Source organism: Endozoicomonas sp. ALD068 (genome assembly GCF_049310145.1).
GTDB lineage: Bacteria > Pseudomonadota > Gammaproteobacteria > Pseudomonadales > Endozoicomonadaceae > Endozoicomonas_A.
Genome location: NZ_JBLYNU010000004.1, coordinates 297,234 through 319,219 on the forward strand (window position 1 = coordinate 297,234; position 21,986 = coordinate 319,219).

Sequence of the window (21,986 nt, forward strand, 5' to 3'; positions counted from 1 at the left end):
ATCTGCTTTCCTATTAATGGAACTGATGTTTAGGTGAATAGGGCCAAATGGATTACAAGACGATAACCAGCCGCTTCAATGCGGTATCTTTGTCCATTCTCTGAAGCAAACAGTGGGATTTTTCGTTCAGGTCAGGCTCATATCATAAGTACCTAACCAGTTGGTTAGTGTGTCTGATACACCATGTAGCGAGACACTGGGAAGCCGGTAAAGTTACCTCATAGTCCCGATAACCAGCTTTTATTGACACACTGTTCAGTGTACGGGGAGGTTGATAACTTACATGAAATTGGCCGGTGTGCCTGGCAAGGTAAGAAGTGCTTCAGCTCTGGTTTGAATCATTAACGATAAAGGGCTGTGGTCTTGTAGTGTCTCACTGTCTGTTTCATTGGTTGAAACTGAAGAAGCGGGATCAGGTCTCATTCTTTTGTTAATTCCATCTTGGGAAAGATCTTCAAAAGACTCAGCATTCAGATTGTTTTTTGAAGAATTAACCTCCATGTTCAGAGGCGTTTCAATCCTTACTGCTGCATCAAAGTGTTCCTGAAGAGCTTCTGAACTGGGGGAGTGGATAAGATAAGCTGAAGACTGATGGGAGTCTGTCAGAATTTGGGAGACAAAGAGCTTGGCTTCATCAAAATTTTGGCTTAATAACAATTGTAAAAGCATTGCCCTTTGACTTTCAGAGAGATCAGGAAATTCATAATATTCGTCTTGTAACAGAATAGCCACAAGATTAGGGGCAAAACTTACCCAGCGCCTCAGGTCATAAATATCGTGATGAGACCCATGCTGACCTTGTGTAATCACCGGGAACCAGACACCCTGCGTAGGCACCAGCAATGCAATTAACTGGGTATCGCCAAATTGTTGCAATCTGGCTAAGGCCGATTGCGCGAAAGAGGCTGATTCAGTAATGACATTATTATCGAGAACGGCTGGAATAACGTCGGCGTCGATCCCCAATAGTAGCTCAAGCTCTTGCATCAGTTTTTCCTTGTCAGGATGGTCCTGAATCGTGGAAAAAATCTGACGCAGGCTGTAATCCATAATCTGCCTTATTGTTTGCTGGTCCCATGCACTTGCATACCCTGGCCGGTCATTCCGGTTGAATATCTCTGCAATGGACGAGTACATACAGTTACCATCACCATTAATTTTTATCAGCTCAAAACTGGTTTGAATCATTAATAATAGGGGGTCGTAATTTTCTAAAGTCTCACTGTCAGTCTCAGTGGATGATCCCGAAGAAACAGAATCTGACCTCATTCTTTTATTATTTTCATCGATGGAAAGAGCCGCAAAAGCCTCATCAACCTCTATATTCTGGAGAGTATCAATGCTTAATGCTGCATCAAAGTGTTCCATGAGACCCACTGAACCTGGGTAATGAATAAGATAAGCTGAAGCCTTATGGAAGGCTATCAGAATTTGGGAGACGAAGAACATGGCTTGATCGAAATTCTGCTTTAACAAGAACTGTAAAAGTGTTGCCCTTTGACTTTCAGAGAGATCAGGAAAGGTATAATTTTTGTTTTGTAACAGCATAGCCAAAAGGTTAGGAGCAAAATTGACCCAGCGCTTCAAATCATAAATCTCGTGATAAGGCCCATCGTGACCTTGTGTAATCACCGGAAACCAGATACTCTGTGTCGGCACTAGCAAGGGAATAAGCTGGACATTGTCAAATGGTTGCAATCTGCCTGAATCCGAATGAGCAAATGAAGCTGAATCAGTAATAACATTGTTATCGAGTAGCGTTAGAATAACATCTGCATCGATCCCCAATAGTAGCTCAAGCTCCTGCAGCAGTTTGTTTTTGTCGGGATGACCTTGAATAATTTCAAAAATCTGACGAAGGTTATAATCCATAATCTGCCTTACCCTATGCTGATTCCATTTGCCTGCTTGTTCTGACGGTCCATTCCTGTCGAATATCTCTGCAATGGACGAGTACATACAGTTACCATCATCATTAATCCTTATCAGCTTAAAACCTTCGGGGACGGGATTATGATGAGAATAGTAGGGTTCATAAATCTGTGTTTTGGGGTATCCTTTTTCCATCTTTTTATATAATTGCCCTGCTTGTTCCCTGATGCGTTTGTCTTCAATCATGCAGGCTTTATGAAAAGGTCTTACCAGCGTCTCTTTTGCTTTTTTGGCCTTTCGGTTTGTACTGTGACCTTTACCTCTAATGGCGTTTTCAGTTTCATAAACTTCACCGCAATGGTAACAGGTTTGCCTGAAACCGCCTTGTCCATTCGGAACATTAATCAGAAGCTCTGGAGTATTTCTCCTGAATAAAGAGATTAGTTCCTCGGTTTTTTCTTTACTGAAAATCTCTGGCTTTTGTTCTTTTTTGTTTAGAAAAGCTTGCAGTGAAGCTTTTATATCTTCATTTGTTGTTCGACTTAAGAACTTTTCCAAAATACTTAAGGTAAATTTATTTAAAAAATCATTGCTTTCAAAATCAAGATCACCGGAGGAATACTTTGCTGCTGGCAATATATGACTGAAAAATAGTTGAATGCGATTTTTCTCAGCATCAATAATTTTACGCATACCCCTGATACTAAACTGTAGGCTCTCTAATTCATTCTCATAAAAAGTAATGTCAGAAGCTTCTTTATAAAAAGGATCAAAGATAGTTTTTGCAAAAAGGAAATCAACGATTTGTAATGCATTAAAAGCTACAGAAAAACCTTTTTTGTTGGAAGCGTGGATGTCTTCGATGCTAAATTGATCCGGATTTTCTATAAGTTTTCTAACTATTTCAGAACTTGCGTCAAATTCGTTAGCGGTCAGAGTCCTGACACATAGTTCAATGAGATAGTTTAAAACAATACGATAAACGACTTCTCTCTTATCTGGATAATTGATTCTGGATAGGTATCTCAAGCTTGGCACCAGTTCTCCAATAAAAAAGTCTAAATCCTTGATAACCTTCTCATCAATATTTCCACTGATGAGACTTTCAAAAAAAATATTTTTTTCCTTAGTCATTGAATAATTTTCGTGACTTATAAGGAGAGCCATCTGAACTCTTTGCAGTAATAATTCTAGACGGGGCTGATTTGGCAACCACACATCGTTATGTGGTGTTAGTAGTGCTTTGGTAATAATGTTATTCCCTAGATTTGAAACGTAGTCTTTTTTAAGATTATTTGGAATTTTAAATTTATTTCTCGATAAGTCGTACATTGACATCAAAGCAAATTTTCTTTCAACATCTGACATGTCATCACTAATAGTAGGTATCCAGACATTGGCTAAACTTCCATACTGAGCTCCCCCCCTGTAGCGTTCTGTTGTCTTTTGCTTTTCTAAAGGTAAAATAAGTTTGTAGTGGTTAAGCATAGTATTAGCTTTTGCCAATTTCTTTTTTTCAGCTAAATGTATTTCCCATTTTATGGGTTTTCCTTTCTTGGCTATGTCTTCGACTTCCTCGCTTTCGTTATGTCTGTCGTTGTACGTCAGTCGACGAAGATTATCTGGAACATAATAGTTAACCGAACTGGCTATAGCATTTTCAAACGCTAGCCTTTCATAACCAGGGACTTTAACAATCAGTGTCAGGATATTATTTCTTATCTTTCCTTCTTTTTTCTTCTTTTTTGTATTCTTGCTCCTAATGTCATATAAAACGTTTTGAAAATTATGCTCGTTCAATTCTTTATTCTTATAATAAACAGTGGGTTCAACATTTTTTGGTATTTTAAATCCCGAACACTTTCTGGTCTTATATATCAGATCATTAAAATTTTTAATCGAGGTAGAGTGAAGTTCTACAAGCTGAGCTTCACCATGCATTTCGACAGGAATAAATATATCAGTCCTTATTGATTCTGTTTTCTCTGCATTATCGAACTCATCATCCATAATTAAATAATCAAAGCTTGGATCTTTGTCTGGCTTTATTCTTTTACGTACATTTTTTTTTATCTTATTACGATCTGTTTCAACATAAACAGAGGTTTCAATATCTTTTGCCCGAGTATTAACTTTGATTATTTCTTTTGTAATCACATCCTGAGTTTTCTCTCCATCAGTATTATGTGAAAGAATACCTTCTGATCTTATATCGAAGTCAGCTGTCAGAAAGTTGATAACATTTAAAATCTGCTCTTGTACAGAAAAATTTTCCGATCCATAGCGCACATGTCCGGAACAATGATGCCACCACCACTGGTCCATGCCACCATACATTTTGGGAGGGCCGTCACTGGTTCTTTGAGAATTTTTATAAGTTTGCATCAGACAGAGAACATGTCCATAAAGATTGGATACTCTTGGTGCATATTGAACATAAATGTCTGGTCCTTCGTTGCCAATATTGTCAAAATAAAACTCTATTCTAAAAAATGCATCTTTCCACCAACCATAGGGTGCTACAAAATCCAGAGATACCTTAAACATATTTTCTTCACTGATACTGAATCTAAACTTCTTTGGATACCTCTTTTCAAGAAAGTTTTGAAGCCTATCAATAGCGATATAAATTTCTCTGGCTCTGGATGCCGAATTTCTTTTGGGTGATATTGCGCTAGGTTTGAATCTTTTAAAGCGGTATGGGTAGATTATCTTATCTCCATCTTGTAAATTTCCCTGCCGAATTATATTGACATGGGTCAAAATAAATTCTCCTTTGCGAACTAGGTGTAGTCTCTTGTCTGTAAATTCGTCTCGCAAGTGTAGCAGGTGTTTTTTATAATCTGGATGGTCTTTTGGACATATTGAATCATAATCAAAGTCTTTGTTTTTTGACCCCTTAATATTACGCGTTATTTTATGATTAAGATTTCGGTCTTCAAAAAACAGATTTACTGAATTCATATCTGTTATGGGCGTTTGCTCAGTTCTTTTTGATATTAATCTGTCTACATATTTTTCAACAGCATTAACTGCCTTATTACTTTTATCAAGTTTTGCTTTATCTATATTTGTTATTGGTGTTTGGTTGATAGAGTCTACTTTACCATAATGAATCATTGCCTGAACAAGATTAAACGTTCTTAGCAGGGTGTAAGGTATACCAAACTTGGCGGTATTATCACTAGCCTTCACCCCCACTGCCTTAGCGATTTTCCTGTTTTTTCTTTTAAAAAAAAGATTTATTTTACTTCTGTCAATAGAAGTCATCACTTGATTTATGTAATATTCAGATTGCACATACAATTTTTTTTCTCTAAGTTCTCGATCAAGTTCTTCATACTCTTGAAGGGTAAGTTGTTTTAGTATGCTTTTTTGATCTTCGTTTATTGCAAGCGCACTCGCTGAAATCAGGTTTATCGATAAAACGATAAGAGGAACACTTTTTTTATTCAATTTGGTCAACACTGTAAAAACCATACTTAGTAAGCCTTACAATATCTTGAAATTTTATCTATTGAACGTCACAGGCTGAGTATTCTTTACTGAAACCTTTAGCGAGTAAATAGTAGCTTGTTTTAAAAACATCTGCTTTGCCATTACTGGAACTCATGTTTAAGTGAATAAGAGCCTATGGATTACACGACGCTTACCTGAACCTGCGTAAAGCATCGCCCAATCGGGCGGTGATATAAGCAACAAGCCCGTGTAGGCCTTGCAGAACCGGAAGCCTTAATTATTTACAGGCGCTTATCGTTTCTGTAATATTCCTGCCATGAAAACTAAACGTGCCTACAAAGAACGATTCTACCCAACGCCGGAACAGGAAATACTTCTTGCCCAGTCGTTTGGTTGCGCCCGTTTTGTCTATAACAACACCCTCCGTTTTCGCACTGATGCCTACTACAAAGACGGGCAATCTATCTCCCATTCCGAGGCAGAAAAGCGGCTTGTGTCGCTCAAGACAGAGTTCCCATTTCTGGCAGATGTATCCAGTGTCATCCTGCAACAAACACTCAGGGATCAGCAGGAAGCCTTCAAGAACTTTTGGGCTGGCAGGGCGAAATACCCTAAGTTCAAAAAAAGACATTCAAGACAAAGTATGCGGCTGACAAAGGCTGCTTTCAGCGTTAAAAACGGCCACCTGTTTATAGCGAAAAGCAAAGAGCCTCTGAATATCTGCTGGAGCAGAGAACTGTCTTCTGAGCCTTCCAGTGTAACTATCAGCAAAGATCGGGCAGGCCGGTACTTTGTTTCTATGTTGTGCGAATTTGAAGCTAAAGCAATGCCTATTAGAAATAAGACAGTGGGCATTGATTTAGGTTTGAATGATCTGTTCATCACTTCAGACGGCGAAAAATCCGGTAATCCAAGACACACCAAACGCTACGAGCGAAAGCTCGCCTACCTTCAGCGTCAGTTGTCGAAAAAGCAGAAAGGTAGCAGCAACAGAGCTAAAGCAAAGCTCAAGGTTGCTCGCATTCATGCAAAAATTGCCGATTGCCGGATGGATGCTACTCACAAGGCATCCCGCGAATTTATAGACGAGAACCAAGGGGGCGGCCATCCGCTTGTTTGCGTAGAGTCTCTGAACGTGAAGGGTATGATTCAAAATCCAAAGCTGGCCAAGCACATAGCCGATGCAAACTGGGGAGAATTTGTCCGACAGTTGCAATACAAGGCGGAGTGGGCAGGAAGAAAGGTTGTTCAGATTGACCGGTTCTTTCCAAGCTCCAAGCGTTGCTCCGGCTGCGGGTTTGTCCATGAAAGCTTGCCGTTGTCTATTCGTGAATGGGAGTGTCCAGAGTGCCGCACTCATCACGACCGGGACATTAACGCAGCAAAGAATATCAAAACCGCCGGGCTGGCGGGGTTAGCCTGTGGAGCGACTGGAACGGGGATGGCTGCGAAAGCAACCATCTAGGGAAGGCGTGACGAAGCAGGAAGGTTCTTGGAGCGATCTAAGAACCCTCGCCCGATAGGGCGGGGAGTGTCAGCAGCCGCCTCATTGCAGCTATCTTTGTCAATTCTATGAAAGAAACAGTCGAATTTGTCGTGTAGTTTAGGCTCGTCTGGAAGGGGTGCTGAAGCGGTATGCAGCCACATAGGAAAGCCGTTAAGTTATTCGTAATCCCGATTACCGGCTTTTGGTGACAACCTCTTGAGCGGGCAGGGAGGTTGTTAACCTATAGAGTATTGGTTGGTGTGGTGTGGACTGCAAGCCTGGCTTGAATCATTAACGATAGGAGGTTATGGTCCTCTACAGTTGGTGACGAATTAAACTCCACATTTGGGGGCGTTTCAATGCTTACTGCCGCATCAAAGTGTTCCAGGAGAGCTTCTGAACTGGGAGTGTGGATAAGATAAGCTGAAGACTGATGGGAGTCTGTGAGAATTTGGGAGACGAAGAGTATGGCTTGATCAAAATTTTGGCTTAACAACAACCGTAAAAGTATCGTCTTTTCACTGTCAGAGAGATCAGGAAAATCATAATTTTTGTCTTGTAACAGAATAGCCAAAAGATTAGGAGTAAAGCTTACCCAGCGCTTCAGGTCATAAATCTCGTGATGAGAGCTTTGGTGACCTAGTGTAATCACGGGGAACCAGACACCATGAGTTGGCACTAGCAATGCAATCAGCTGGGCATCGCCAAATTGTTGTAATCTGGCTAAGTCCGATTGAGCGTAAGAAGCTGATTCAGTAATGATCTTATTATCGAGAATGGCTGGAATAACATCAGCGTCGATCCCCAACAGAAGCTCAAGCTCTTGCATCAGTTTTTCCCTGTCAGGATGGTCCTGAATCGTGGAAAAAATCTGACGAAGGTTATAATCCACAATCTGCCTTATTGTTTGCTGGTCCCATATGCCTGCTTGTCCTGACCGCCCATTCCGGTTGAATATCTCTGCGATAGACGAGTACATACAGTTACCATCACCATTAACTCTTATCAGTTCAAAACTGGTTTGAATCATTAACAATAAGGGGTCGGGATTTTCTGATGTCTCACTGTCAGTCTTATTGGCTGAAACCGAAGAAACAGTATCAGACCTCATTCTTCTATTATTTTCATCGATGGAAAGAGCTTCAAAAGTCTCTCCAACCTCGATATTCCGGGAATTTTCAATGCTTACTGCTGCATCAAAGTGTTCTATGAGAGCTACTGAACCAGGGTAGTGGATAAGATAAGCTGAAGACTGATAGGAAGCTTTCAGAATGTGGGAGACGAAGAGCTTGGCTTGATCGAAATTCTGGTTTAACAACAACTGTAAAAGTGTTGCCCTTTGACTTTCAGAGAGATCAGGAAAGGTATAATTTTCGTTTTGTAATAGCATAGCCAAAAGGTCAGGAGCAAAATTGACCCAGCGCCTCAGGTCATAAATCTCATGATAAGGCCCAGCCTGACCTTGTGTAATCACCGGGAACCAGACACCCTGTGTCGGTACTAGCAGGGTAATCAGCCGGGCAGCGCCAAATTGTTGCAATCTGTCTGATTCGGGGTGGGCGAAAGAGGCTGAATCAGTAATAACATTGTTATCGAGGATCGCTGGAATAATGCCAGCATCGATCCCCAAGAGTAGCTCAAGCTCCTGCATCAGTTTGTGTTTGTCGGGATGAGCCTGTATCGTGAAAAAAATCTCACGAAGATTATAATCCATGATCTCTCTTACTGTTTGTTGGTTCCATTGGACCGCTTGTTCTGACCATGCATGCCTGTTGAATATCTCTGCAATGGACGAGTACATAGAGTTACCATCGCCATTGATTCTTATCAGCTCAAAACCGTCGGGAACAGGGTTATAGTGATAATCAGGACCATATAGCTGTTTTTTGGGATAGCTCTTTTCCATCTCTTTAAATAATTGCCCTGCTTGCTGCCTGATGCGTCTGTCTTCTTCCATGCAGGCTCTGTGAAAAGGTCTGACGAGAGTTTCTTTTGATTTACCCGTGTTTTTGTTTTTACGACTCCCTTTCCCTCTTATAGGTTCTTCAGTTTGATACAGTTCACCACAATGGTAACAGGTTTGTACGAAACTACCTTGTTCATTCTGTGCATTAATAAAAAAATTCGGAGAATTTTTCCTGAATAAAGTGATTAATTCCTCCGTTTTTTCTTTACTGAAAATATCCGACTTTTGTCCTGTTTTTTTCAGGAAAAGTTGCAGTGAAGCTTTTATATCGTTATTTGTTGTTCGACTTAAAAATTTTTCCAAAATACTTAAGGTGAACTTATTTAAAAAAACGTTGCTTTCGAAATCAAGACCACCCGAGCAATACCTAGCGGCTGGCAACAAGTGACTGAAAAATAGTGGAATAAGATTTTTCCCACCATCAATAATTTTATGCATACTCTTGATGTTAAGCTGAAGACTTTCTAGCTCATTCTCATAAAAATAAAAATCGGAAGCCTCTTTATAAAAAGGATTAAAGAGGTTCTTTCCGAAAAGGAAATCAGCTATTTGTAATACCTTAAAAGCTACAGAAATATCTTTTTTGCTGGAATTGTGGATGTCCTCCAGGCTAAATTGCTCCGGTTTTTCTATAAGTTTTTTGACTATTTCAGAGCTTGCGTCAAATTCGTTAGAGGTCAGAGTCCTGACACAAAATTCAATGAGATAGTTTAAAACAATACGATAAATAACTTCTACTTTATCAGGATTATTCATTCTTGATACATGTCTCAGGCTTGGAGCCAGGTACCCAATAAAAAAGCCCAAATCCTTGATAACATTCTCATCAATATTTCCACTGATGAGACTTTCAAAAAAAACATTGTTTTCCTCTGCAATTGAGTAGTCCTCATTACTGAGAAGGAGAGACATTTGAACTCTTTGCAACAAAAATTCCAAATTGGCCTGAGTTGGCAACCAGACATCGTTCTGTGGCGTCAATAATGATTTGGTAATAATATTGTTGCCAAAGTTTGAAACGGAGTTTTTTTTGAGATTATTTGGAATTTTAAATTTATTTCTTGATAAATCATACATTGACATCAAAGCGAATTTCTTTTCAACGTCTGACATATCATTTCTAATAGTGGGTATCCAGACATTGGCGAAACTTCCATACTGAGCTCCTCCTCTGTAGCGTTCTGTTGTCTTTTGTGTTTCTAAAGGTAAAATAAGTTTGTATTGATAAAGCATATTATTAGCTTTTGCCAATTTCTTATTTTCAACTAGGTGTATTTCCCATTTTATGGGTTTGCCTACCTCAAATATGTAAGCTGGCTTGTGACAATCGAGCGGCTGCTGACACGGGTTTTCTGGAATATAATGCGTCAGTGAACTAGCTTTAGCATTTTCAAAAGCTCGACTTTCATAATCAGGGACTTTAACAATCATCGTCAGGGCGTTATGCTTTTTTTTGTGTTTTTTTATCATTTTTTCTTTTTTTATATATTTTTTATTCTGATTCCTTATGCCATCCCAAACCCTTTTGTAATTATTCTCATCCAGCTTTTCATTGTTATAATAAATAACGGGTTTAATATTTTTTGGTATTTTAAATTCCGACTTCCTTCTGGCTTCATATATCAGATCATCAAAATCTCTAATTGAGGTGTAATCAAATTCTACAATTTCAGCTTCAGCATGCATTTCAACTGGAATAAAAATATCTGTCCTTATTGATTCTGTATTCTTTGTGTTATCGAATTCTGCATCAAACTCGTCATCAAAAAACAAGTGATAAAAAGCCGGGTCTTCTCCATCTTTTAATCTTGTATTTACACTTTCTTTTATCTTATTATGATCTGTTTCTACATAAACAGACTTGCTGGCCATTTTTGCCTGATTATTGACTTTGATTATTTCTTCTGTAATTAAATCCTTGGTGGGCTCTCTATAGTTATTGCTAGAAAGAATACCTTCTGATCTAATATTGAAGTCAGCGATCATATAATTTATAACGTTTAAAATAAGCTCTTCTACAGTAAAAATGTCCGATCCATAGCGCACACGTCTGAAACAATTTAACCACCACCATTTGCTATAGCCGGGATTGAATCTTTCAGAATTTTTATAAATCTGCATCAGGCAAAGACTTTCACCATAAAGATTGGCTACCCTTGGTGCATATTTAACATAAACTTCTGGTCCTTCGTTGCCAATATTGTCAAAATTAAACTCTATTCTAAAAAATGCATCTTTCCACCAACCATAGGGTGCTACAAAATCCAATAAAACCTGAAAAAAATTTTGTTCATTGATACTGAGTCTAAATTTGTTTGGATACCTCTTATCAAGGAAGGTTTGAAGTCTATCTACAGCAATATAAATCTCTCTGGCTCTGGATGCGGAGTTTCTCGTGGGTGATGTTGATTTAGGTTTAAATAATCTGGATTTATCCAGGTAGATTATTTTATCGCCATCTTCTAAATTTCCCTGCCGAATTATATTGACATGGGTCAAAACAAATTCACCATTACGTAGCAGGTGCAGTTGATGATCCGGATGGTAGTCTGGATTATCTGTTAAGCGAATTAGATGATATAGATTGTTGTTTGGGTATACTGATTGAAAATTAAAGTCTTTATTTTTTTCTGTCTTAATAATACTTGTTCCTTCTTTTTGATGACTTCGGTCCTCATAGAACAGATTTACCAATCCCATATCGGTTGTGGGCGTTTGCTCAGCTCTTTCCAATAATTTGTCTACATAGTCTTCAACGACACTGGCTGCTCTATTACTTTTATGAAGCATTACTTGATCTGTATCGGCTATTCGTATTTGCTTAATAGGTTCTACTTTACCATAGTGAATCATTGCCTGAACAAGATTAAACGTCCTTAGTAGGGTATAAGGCATACCAAACTTGGTAGTATTATAACTAGCCTTAACCCCCATTTTCTTAGCTATTTCCCTGTTTTTTCTTCTAAAAAAAACATTTCTTTTTCTTCTATTAACACCTGCCATCATTTTATTAATGTAAAATTTAGCCTGCACATACAATTTTTTTTCTTTAATTTCTCGATCAAGCTCTACATACTCTTGAAGGGTCAGTTGTTTTAGTATGCTTTTTTGATCTTCGGTTATTGCCAGAGCACTCCCTGTTATCAGGTTTATTGACAACAGGATAGTCTTAATACTTTTCTTATTAAATCTGGTAAATGCGGTAAAAACCATACTAAGTAATCCTTGTAATTTCTCGAAATTTTGTCTATTGAACGTCACTGGCTGGGTACTCTTCACTAAAATCTTTAGCGAGTGAAGGGTAGCTTGTTTTAAAAGTACCTGCCTTACTATGATTGGAACTAAAGTTTATTCTTATTTGATCCTCTTTTATATCGGAGGAAACTACTCCGTCCAGGCTGATTTTTTCGAATTGGGTTCTATGATGAATCATAATTTTTACGTATAACGTTGAGTGTTCTTCATTCAGTCCATACAGTTTCAGGGTTTTTTCGGGAAATATATGACATGGTTTCAGATCAGGCTATTGTTATTCAACAAAAACATGTCCTGTCATACTGATGTGTCTCAGTGAAAATGAACTACTATATCTGTTTTATTTCAAGCCAACAGTTATATCCCATTAAAAAATTGTTGATATGAGTTGCGCTTATCGCTTGTATCACAGGAGGTCTAATACATTATGAAGCTAAAAAGCTTCCACAAAAATTCTACAGCAACAATGTGTTTAATAGCAGTAATGCTTAGTTTTATGGCATCATTTATCTGCGCTACAGAAGTCGAAATGGGTGACAGGGAGATCAACCCCGGATCTTCTTTAATCAAATGGTTTCTTGCGTTGAACAAAAGGCCATACAGCTTTATTCCCTATGACCCAAGGTTGATTTTGGCAACAATAGCCGAAGAAGGTACAGATGACTTTGCCTATGTACTGGAAGTAACCAGAGAGCTTGGTAATGATAAAGCTTTTAGCAACATTCCTGTTGAACTGATAGTGCAAAGCACTGAATCTCAAAAAAAGGAGATCTATCGTGCTTTTTCTGAAGCTTCTGATTTGAAAATTAATTGGATTTATAAAGATGAACGGCAGGAATACTTGACTGGATTAATGCAGATGGAGTATGCAAGCTTTTCCCTGTTTCTGTCTACCTGGTCAGGAATGAGAGTCCCCAAAACATCCAATTGGTTGGGAATTGGTCACTTTTCTAATATTGAGGCTATGGATAAAGGCTTGGACATTAGTATTACTGACGATTTATTGTTAACAGAAAATTATTATCAGAGTTCTGGTGTTAATAATTTTGCTAATCTGACATTGAGTCGTCGAAATAGAAGGTTCCTCTCAGACCCAGAACATTATAATCATAATGTTAATCATCCCTACTTGAAATATTCCCTTGATTCAGCTCAGGATAAATCCTGTATTGCATCGCCAAAATTTGGCTTGGGTGAACTGCACCTTGGGTTGCCTTTTAACTCTGAGTTGATCGAAAAAATTGATGATTACGAAATGTCAGTCGACAAAGCATCAACTTCGCTGCATCAAGATTTAAAGCAATTACTGCAAGATAAGCCATGGCTGGGATATGCTCTTACGGGGCATCGTGATTTGAATACTCAGGCAGAAACTATCCAGAACGTGTCGTATTATACTGCTTATTATCAAGATGAAGCCTTCTTGAAAGAGTATCTGGACATTATCAGAAGAATAGAGCCGGGTGAAATAAAAATTGTTACCCCCACTAAATCGACAATATTAAGCACGCCAGCCTTTAGGGAAATGTTGTATGAAATGGGCTTTAGCACTATACATTACAAATCAAGAGGTGGGTCTGGCATCTATTTTCAACGCATTGGCTCTGAATATAGAAAAATAACTTTTATCAATCCTGGTTTTATCGATAACGAGCGTGCTTATAATGCTCTCGCCTACTTCTCTCAGCCACTCACTCTGGTTACAGGAGATATGAGCCTGATCAAGGCCATCACAATGAATAAGATTCCTTTTTACGAATGGCATTACTTTCAAACTGATGTAAATAAGCATCTCCAATCACTCTGGAAAGGCACAGGCCTTGAGTCATTTTTTGTGAATGATTATCAGCCGGAAATAAAAGCAGCAGCACTGAACGAATTTAACCTTGATTCACCGCTTCGTCGTGAGATAAACAGGCGAATTATTAGTGCGCACAACGCCATGCCCGGTCTACTTGATGTTATATGGTTGGTCCATCGTCCCAGTCATGCACTCTGGAATCTTGATACACAGGTCAGAGAGAGATTGGAGAATGGGCAGAACGATGAATTGTTCCATGAGATCAAACAGACGGAGAGTATGGATATACGGGATATTTTGGCTACCAAAGTGCTGATTCAGCACAGTCGTGATCAGAGTACGGGCTTTAATCAATACCAGCTTGACGAATTATTCATGTTAATTCAGGATCCAAGGCTCAGAGAATACCTGATACCATTGCTAAACAAACATTAGCACTAGCAGCCTGTCGGACTTAAGCGTCCGTAGCGAGGATTGCAAGAAATTGAGGATAAAAATCTCTGTTTCTGAGGAGAATAGCGAGCTATTTGACGAAGAAACAGAGATTTTTAGACCAATTTATTGCAACCGCAGTAGGACATTCTTAAGTCCGACAGGCTGCTAGGAGCCTGACCGAGAATAGCGCAACCAGACCAACAGAAGTTTTCCCAAATCTTAAAATGAGCAAAAAATATCCAATTATTAGTGGGATTTTGCTCATTTTTGCATATTTATGCCTTCTCACAGCCTCTATGCTGCCTTTTTAGCCTCTTTCAAATCTTCAAGACGGATTGACCTCGTGGAAGCCGCTTTTACAAATTTTTTGATATTATGCGCAGTGCATACCAGTGAAAATTCCGCTGAAACTTTTTCTTTGCCGCGGAGACTGAACCCTCGGAAACCAGATTCTTTTATCTGTCCAAATGGTGGCTCCGCAATAACTTTACGACGCTCATATATGGCTTTCGCACCGGCTGTCTCCATTTTCTTATTCATAGCCTGACGTGCTTTTTCAAACTTATCGGTACGGATAACCCTGCCAGCCTCTTTCTTTGAATCACTGCAATTCCGACGATAAGGGCATTCCCTGCATACCGTCTTGTTTGCCCGGTAGCTTTTTCTTTTGCTTTTGCTGGCCGGGTTCGTTACCAGCTTTTCCCCTGCCGGACAGATAAATACATCAGCTTCGGAATCATACGCAAAATCCGCTTTGACAAACTTCCTGTCAGAGCTTTCAAGGTCGTCAGCGGCAGGCTTCTCCGCCTTGTCGGTTGCGATATAGGCATCAATCTCATGTCGCTCGACTGTATGTAAGTTTGACCCTGAAAAGTAACCATTATCCATACTCCACTTATCTACAGCCGCGCCATCAGTGGCTCCTGATAATGCCCTCAGCGCCGGCTCCACTTCCTGTACATCGTTGGCGTGTTGGCTGACATGCTGGCCAACAATGATCTGGTTATCGGAATCAACTGTAATTTGAGCATTGTAGCTGTACTCACAATACCCCTTCTTGCTCATCATGCGGGCATCGTGATCTGCAAAACTGATCTGCTTTTTGTCGTCTATTGGTTTGTCTGGATTTAAAGCTTTTTCACGTTCTTCAAGTGCTTTCTTGGCCTCTTTGATTTTTTTCAGGCGCTCTTCTTTAAACTGGAGGTCTTCAGGAATGCTGTAACCATTGGTTGCTTTGTAGGCGTCATCTTCTTCCTGATCACACTGACTGGCTTTTTTGATCAGCTCATCCACTTCGGCACTGAGTTCTGCCTCTTTCGCTTTGAGCCTCCCGTAGCTCATGGCCTTGTGTTTTGAGCTGTTGGCTTTGAACTTGGAGCCGTCCAGGCTGATATGACCCAGTGATGCCATTTTGAGTTCAATGGCCAGTTTGACTGACTGTTTGAAGCAGTCATGGAAAAACGACAGATTATCCTTACGAAAGTCACCAAGAACCCTGAAATTCGGGCAGTTCATTTGTGAGATATACATGAACGCCAAGTCTTGTCGACACCGTCGCTCAATCTCACGGGAACTGAAAACACCATGGCTGTATGCGTAGATCAGAATAGCGACAATGAGCTTTGGAGGGTATGCGTGCTGACCAAGGTGGTGATATTTTTTTTCGACTTCAGACGTATTAATGTTCTGAAAAATGCTTTCATAAATAAAACAATCATGATCTTTGGGAAGCAAATCGAAAACGTTGGTTGGGAACAGCAGATGCTGATCAAACTCAACAGGACTGTCCTTAAACTTTGGTGGTGGTGACATTTGGCATAATCAGAGTTGGTTTAAGGCTTATCATAACAGATAAGCCTATTCTCGGTCAGGCTCCTAGGAGACTCTGCCTGTCTGGTTATTCGGGGCTAACACTGGACCAGAAAGAAACTTACCCAACTGGCCAGATACTTAGGAAAAGGTCAAAGCCTTGGCCTGTCTGGTTATTCAGGGCTATGACACGGCCAGAAAGAAACTTATTATAGGCAGCTGTACCATTGATCTGATGTAACTTTTGTTGACCTGATGCGTTTAATCATTGCTGAAAAACCCAGTCTGGGCAGAGCCATAGCCGATGTTTTGCCCCGCCCCCATAAACGACAGGATGGCTACATAGAGACCGCATCCGGTGATGTCGTCACCTGGTGTATAGGCCACCTGCTGGAGTAGGTCCCTCTGCAGAAAGGCTCTATGGTATCAATTTAACCCGTGCCTATACCGTTCTTGGCAAAAAGGCAGGTTATGGTGGTTTGCTTTCTGTCGGTCGGGTACAGACTCCGGTTTTGGGCCTGGTGGTTCGAAGAGACGAAGCTATTGCCGATTTCCAACCCAAACCTTATTTCGAAGTCTTTGCCCTGCTGGTGACTGATCAGGGTGAGTGTTTTTCCGCTCTTCAGATTGATGCTGCCAAACAGTTAAGGATGAGTGCCAAGGAAGTGTTGGATGTCTGTCAAAAGCTTTCTAAGTAATCCTTTAGTACTCAACCATACGAAATCATATCTTCTGACTCATTGTTCAGACACTCGCGGCAACTGCTCCTGCGTTGCTCTAGCTCCTGCATCCATGCAGTCGTGATGCGTTGCAACTCTGGTCACATAGCTTGCTATGTTCCCGTCGTTGCGCCTTGCAGAGCACCTGCCCAATAAGCCAGAAATATTCGATTCCGTATGGCTGAGTACTTTTAATTTCTTGAAATTTTGTCTATTGAACGTCACTGGCTGGGTACTCTTTACTAAAATCTTTAGCGAGTGAAGAGTAGCTTGTTTCAAAAACATTTGCTTACCTATGATTGGAACTAAAGTTTTTTGTCATTTGTTCATCTTTTATATCTGAGGAAATTCAGGAAATACATCACATGGCTTTCAATCGGATTGATGTCATTTAAAAAATCTTCCTGTGATATTGATGTACTTCATAAAAAATGAACTACTATTTCTATCCTGTTAACGGAACTATCATACACTCTGATTGTGATTGCTACATCGAATCGATCAGGAAAGATGTCAGGTTTTAGCTTTCAGCAGAGAGGTTCTATGGTTAGGTACTTATAACAGCCTGCCTCAATACAGGCGTTGATTTCTCAATTATCTGATGCAAATAATCGTAACCCGCAAAAATTGTCGGTATCAGGTACGCTTGTTTCATAGGAGGTCTGATACATTATGCAGCTAAAAAACGTCTACAAAACTTTTACATTAATGATGATTTTGTTACTGGCTCTTTTCCTTAATTTTTTGCCATCATCGGTCTGCGCTACACAAGTCGATATGGATGACAGGGAGATCAACCTCAAATCGTCCTTAGTCAAATGGTTGCTGGCACTGAATGCAAGGCCCTATGTTTATTATCCCAATGAGCCAAAACTGATTTTGGCAACAATAGCCGAAGATGGTCTGGATGACTTTGCCTGTTTACTGGAAGTCAACAAAGAGCTTCGTCGTGATAAAGCTTTTAACAATATTCCTGTTGAATTGACTGTACAGAGCACTCAATCTCAGAAAAAAAAGCTCTACCGTGCTTTTTCTGAAGCTTCTGATCTGAAAATTAATTGGATTTTTAAGGATGAAAGGCAGGAATACGACACCAGTTCGATGCAGATGGAGTTCGGAAGTTTTACCCTCTCCCTGTCAACCTGGGCAGGAATGAGAATCCCCAGTACATCCAACTGGTTGGGAATTGGTCAGTATTCTAATATTGGTGCCGGAGGCAAGAGTTTGGCTGAGAGCTTTATTGTCAGTTTATGGCTGGTAGAAAATTTTCACCAAAGATCTGGAGTCAGTAGCCTTGAATCTATGCCTTTGAATCGTCAAACCATGAACTACATCTCGGACTTTCGGTTTGAAGGTTATGATTTGTGTCAAAATCTTACAGAGTGCTCCATTAAAACAGAACAACATAAGTTCTCTATTGCTACGCCAAGGTTTGGTCTGGGTGAACTGCACCTTGGGTTACCCTTTAACTCAGAACTGATCGAGAAAGTTGATAATTACGAAATTTCAGACGACAAAACGTCAACTTCACTGTACAAAGATTTAAAGCAATTACTGCAAGATAGGCCATGGCTGGGACTTGCTCTTACGGGTCATAGTGATTTGGATACTCAGGCAGAAGCTATTCAGAACGTGTCGTATTATACCGCTTATTACGACGATGAAGCCTTCTTGAAAGAGTATTTGGAGATTATCAGAAGGATAGATCCGGGTGACATAAAAATTGTTACCGACCTTAAATGGTCAATGTTATCAACAGAGTCCTTTAAAGAAATGCTCAGTGAACTGGGTTTTGGCAATGTTCATTACAAATCAAACAGTGCATCAAATAGCTATTGTCAGCGCACAACCTCTGAATATAAAAAAATAACGTATAGCGATTGTGACCCTACTGTCTCTGAATATAGAAAAATAACGTTTATCGATTCTGGTTTTATTGATAACGACAATGCTTACAATGCTCTGGCTTACTTCTCTCAACCATTAACCCTGGTTACAGGAGATATCAACCTGGCCAAAGCCATCACAATGAATAAGATTCCTTTTTACCAATGGCGTCATTTTCAAACTCAGGTGAACGAACATCTTCAATCACTCTGGCAAGGCACAGGCCTTGAGTCATTTTTCGTGAATGACTATCAGCCAGAAATAAAGGCAGCAGCACTGAATCAATTTAACCAGGACTCACCGCTTCGTCGTCAGACAAACAAGCAAATCATTAAGGCAAAAAACGCCATGCCTGATCTGCTGGATGTTGTATGGCTGGTCCACTGCCCCAATGCTGAAGTTTGGCGTCTCGATACACAAGTTAAGAGAAAGTTGGTACAGGGTGAGAACAATGAATTATTTGATGAAATCAAAAACACAGAAAGCAAGGATATTCGTGATATTTTGGCAACCAAGGTACTGATTCAGCACATATTCGATCAGAATACCGGTTATGATAAAGAACAGCTTGACGAATTCTTCAAGTTAATTAATGACTCAAGGCTCAGGGAGTACCTGCTATCATTGCTGAACGTATATTGAACCAACTGGCCAGATACTTGAAAAAGGCTGAAGCCTTGGGCTGTCTGCTTATTCAGGGCTATGATACGGCCAGAAAGAAACTTATTATAGGCAGCTGTACCATTGATCTGATGTAACTTTTGTTGACCTGATGCGTTTAATCATTGCTGAAAAACCCAGTCTGGGCAGAGCCATAGCCGATGTTTTGCCCCGCCCCCATAAACGACAGGATGGCTACATAGAGACCGCATCCGGTGATGTCGTCACCTGGTGTATAGGCCACCTGCTGGAGCAGGTTGAGCCTGAACAGTATGACCCTGCCTTCAAGCAATGGCGTTTTGAACATTTGCCTATTGTTCCCCAGCAGTGGCAACTGCAACCACGAAAAAACACTCGCTCCCAGTTATCGGTGATTCGTAAGCTGTTGAAAACGGCTGATGTCATTGTTCATGCCGGAGACCCGGACAGGGAAGGGCAGTTGCTGGTCGATGAAGTGTTGGATTATCTCAAACTTTCACCAACCCGCAGAAAAAGTGTCCGTCGTCTTTTAGTGAATGACTTGAACGGTCCGGCAGTTAAGAAAGCCTTCGATCGAATGCAGAGCAATTCTGATTTTGTACCTCTTTCTGTTTCCGCTCTGACACGCTCCCGTGCCGACTGGCTCTATGGTATCAATTTAACCCGTGCCTATACCGTTCTTGGCAAAAAGGCAGGTTATGGCGGTTTGCTTTCTGTCGGTCGGGTACAGACTCCGGTTTTGGGTCTGGTGGTGCGAAGGGACGAAGACATTGCCGATTTCCAACCCAAACCTTATTTTGAAGTCTTTGCCCTGCTGGTGACTGACCAGGGCGAGTGTTTCAAGGCCAAATGGCAACCCAGTGAAGCCTGCCAGCCCTGGATGGATGACGAGGGCCGTGTACTTGATCGTCGACTGGCGGAAAATGTTGTCAGCAGGATTCAGGGCAAGGAGGGGACAGTCACTAAGCTGGAGAAGAAACCTGGGAAGGAATCGCCACCGTTACCCTATTCACTTTCCGCTCTTCAGATTGATGCTGCCAAACAGTTAAGGATGAGTGCCAAGGAAGTGCTGGATGTCTGTCAAAAGCTTTATGAGCAGAAACTGGTGACTTATCCCCGATCGGATTGTCGTTATCTGCCTGTGGAGCATTTCAGGGAAGCACCGGAAGTGCTGGGCGCGATACGAAGCAATGATGAAAAACTGGCCAGTGCTGTGGACGGTGCATTACCCGACCGCAAAAGCAAAGCCTGGAATGACAGCAAAGTAAGCGCACACCACGGTATTATCCCGACCACCCGAAGAACTGATCTCTACAAAATGGGTGACCGGGAGCGCAACTTATATGGCCTCATCGCCAGACAGTATGTGGCACAGTTTTATCCGGATCACCGGTTTTTAGCTCGTAAAGTCAGTGTCACCCTGGAAGGCGGGCAATTCACGGCCAGCAGCAGGGAGGTGCAGGAAGAAGGCTGGAAAGCCATTTTTCCCCGCAAGCCGTCCGTCTCTGAGGATAAAGAGGACGGTCAGAGGTTGCCGGAATTGCACAGGGGGCAGGCACTGCTCTGCAAGGATGCGGATTTGGCAGAAAAGCAAACTCAGCCACCCAGACCTTTCACCGACGCCACTCTGCTGTCGGCCATGACCGGTATTGCCCGCTATGTTAAAGATACCGGGATCAGGAAGGTGCTCAAGGAGACCGACGGTCTGGGTACCGAAGCCACCCGGGCAGGCATTATAGAATTATTGTTCAATAGGAAATATCTTACCCGTCAGGGTAAAAACATTCATGCTACAGAGACCGGGAAAGCATTGATAAAAGCTCTGCCCGAGCCTGTCAGTCGTCCTGACATGACCGCCCGCTGGGAAGCCTCACTGAATCAGATTGTAGAGAAAAAAGGCTCTTATCAGACTTTTATGAGTGAGCTGGAACAGCATCTGGTTCAGTTGTTGCGGGAGGCCGGGCACTCTGGAACCATTAATGTACAGGGGTTGCCTCCGGTATCGCCAAACCGCTTCAAGAAGAAAACCCGGCGTAGAAAAAACTCTCCTCGAGCCTCCTGACAAAGATCCCTGAGTGTGAACGAATTCAGCGTTCCGTTTCTGCCTGGTAAGATGTTTGTCCAAGAATTTTCAGTTTCTGGCAAAGGCTGTGTTAGAGTGCCCCAGTGGTTCTTTTGATCCTACACGGGCAGATTCGTTGGGCTGACTCAGCCAACGTTTCTGGGATGGTTGACTATGAATTCGAACAGGATGATCCCCCATGTACAGAGCTTTTCTGGCCATTCTGGTTGGGTTGGGTATGACCGGACTGGCATCCGCATCGGATAATTACTCATACACCTGTGACCGCAGCAATCAGGAACGAAAGATAAGCGTCATCTATCTTCAGCGTGAATCCAGCCTGCCCTGTGAGGTCCGCTACACCAAAGGCAGTGATGAAAAGACACTCTGGAACGCCACTTACACTGAAGGCTATTGCGAAGGTCAAGCCTCAGAATTTGTGAAAAAACAGGAAGGTTGGGGTTGGAATTGCACCCTCGACCAGCCAAAAACCGGTGGCAGTCTGCCAGAAGATGCCGAAACGAGAGCGCCAGAGTCCGGCTGAATACCTGCTGATCCGGCCTTAAAGCTAACCACATTCAGGCTGGCAGCATGAA

General features: G+C 41.2%; 8 protein-coding genes and 1 pseudogene. 6 read left to right on the forward strand and 3 right to left on the reverse strand.

Features of this window, described 5'->3' with window-relative positions:
- Positions 1-279 precede the first annotated feature (279 nt).
- Positions 280-5,328, reverse strand: a complete 5,049-nt coding sequence (locus tag ACO6V5_RS01210; protein WP_422441942.1) for a hypothetical protein — start codon at positions 5,326-5,328, stop codon at positions 280-282.
- Between the two features lie 319 nt (positions 5,329-5,647).
- On the opposite strand from ACO6V5_RS01210, the gene ACO6V5_RS01215 reads away from it, so the two are divergent.
- A complete protein-coding gene (locus ACO6V5_RS01215) occupies positions 5,648-6,796 on the forward strand; it encodes an RNA-guided endonuclease InsQ/TnpB family protein (RefSeq protein ID WP_422138625.1) in 1,149 nt (382 codons plus the stop codon).
- A 262-nt stretch (positions 6,797-7,058) separates the two neighbouring features.
- Here ACO6V5_RS01215 and ACO6V5_RS01220 read toward each other — a convergent pair whose 3' ends face one another.
- Positions 7,059-11,996 carry a hypothetical protein gene (locus ACO6V5_RS01220; protein ID WP_422412371.1) on the reverse strand — a complete coding sequence of 1,646 codons (4,938 nt, stop codon included), beginning with the start codon at positions 11,994-11,996 and terminating at the stop codon, positions 7,059-7,061.
- 469 nt (positions 11,997-12,465) lie between these two features.
- Between ACO6V5_RS01220 and ACO6V5_RS01225 the strand changes: the two genes are divergently transcribed.
- On the forward strand, positions 12,466-14,274 hold the full coding sequence (locus tag ACO6V5_RS01225) for a hypothetical protein (RefSeq protein WP_422412369.1): 1,809 nt from the start codon (positions 12,466-12,468) through the stop codon (positions 14,272-14,274).
- Between the two features lie 294 nt (positions 14,275-14,568).
- Here the strand turns inward: ACO6V5_RS01225 and ACO6V5_RS01230 are convergent, their stop codons facing one another.
- Positions 14,569-16,086, reverse strand: a complete 1,518-nt coding sequence (locus tag ACO6V5_RS01230; protein ID WP_422137198.1) for an IS1182 family transposase — start codon at positions 16,084-16,086, stop codon at positions 14,569-14,571.
- A gap of 252 nt (positions 16,087-16,338) precedes the next feature.
- Between ACO6V5_RS01230 and ACO6V5_RS01235 the strand changes: the two are divergent.
- The 4 genes and pseudogenes from ACO6V5_RS01235 to ACO6V5_RS01250 form a co-directional block, all read left to right on the forward strand.
- A pseudogene (locus ACO6V5_RS01235) lies at positions 16,339-16,772 on the forward strand (DNA topoisomerase); the annotation flags it as partial.
- A 702-nt stretch (positions 16,773-17,474) separates the two neighbouring features.
- The gene (locus ACO6V5_RS01240) at positions 17,475-19,331 is read left to right on the forward strand and encodes a hypothetical protein (RefSeq protein ID WP_422410906.1); all 1,857 of its coding nucleotides are present in this window, start codon (positions 17,475-17,477) and stop codon (positions 19,329-19,331) included.
- Between the two features lie 130 nt (positions 19,332-19,461).
- The gene (locus ACO6V5_RS01245) at positions 19,462-21,390 is read left to right on the forward strand and encodes a DNA topoisomerase III (RefSeq protein WP_422410904.1); all 1,929 of its coding nucleotides are present in this window, start codon (positions 19,462-19,464) and stop codon (positions 21,388-21,390) included.
- A 199-nt stretch (positions 21,391-21,589) separates the two neighbouring features.
- Positions 21,590-21,934: a hypothetical protein gene (locus ACO6V5_RS01250; RefSeq protein WP_422134733.1), complete on the forward strand. Its 345-nt coding sequence runs from the start codon at positions 21,590-21,592 to the stop codon at positions 21,932-21,934.
- Positions 21,935-21,986 lie beyond the last annotated feature (52 nt).

Coding starts and splice junctions, on each gene's coding strand:
- ACO6V5_RS01215 (WP_422138625.1), top strand. CDS start 5,648: ATGAAAACTAAACGTGCCTACAAAGAACGATTCTACCCAACGCCGGAA.
- ACO6V5_RS01220 (WP_422412371.1), bottom strand. CDS start 11,996: ATGGTTTTTACCGCATTTACCAGATTTAATAAGAAAAGTATTAAGACT.
- ACO6V5_RS01225 (WP_422412369.1), top strand. CDS start 12,466: ATGAAGCTAAAAAGCTTCCACAAAAATTCTACAGCAACAATGTGTTTA.
- ACO6V5_RS01230 (WP_422137198.1), bottom strand. CDS start 16,086: ATGTCACCACCACCAAAGTTTAAGGACAGTCCTGTTGAGTTTGATCAG.
- ACO6V5_RS01240 (WP_422410906.1), top strand. CDS start 17,475: ATGCAGCTAAAAAACGTCTACAAAACTTTTACATTAATGATGATTTTG.
- ACO6V5_RS01245 (WP_422410904.1), top strand. CDS start 19,462: ATGCGTTTAATCATTGCTGAAAAACCCAGTCTGGGCAGAGCCATAGCC.
- ACO6V5_RS01250 (WP_422134733.1), top strand. CDS start 21,590: ATGTACAGAGCTTTTCTGGCCATTCTGGTTGGGTTGGGTATGACCGGA.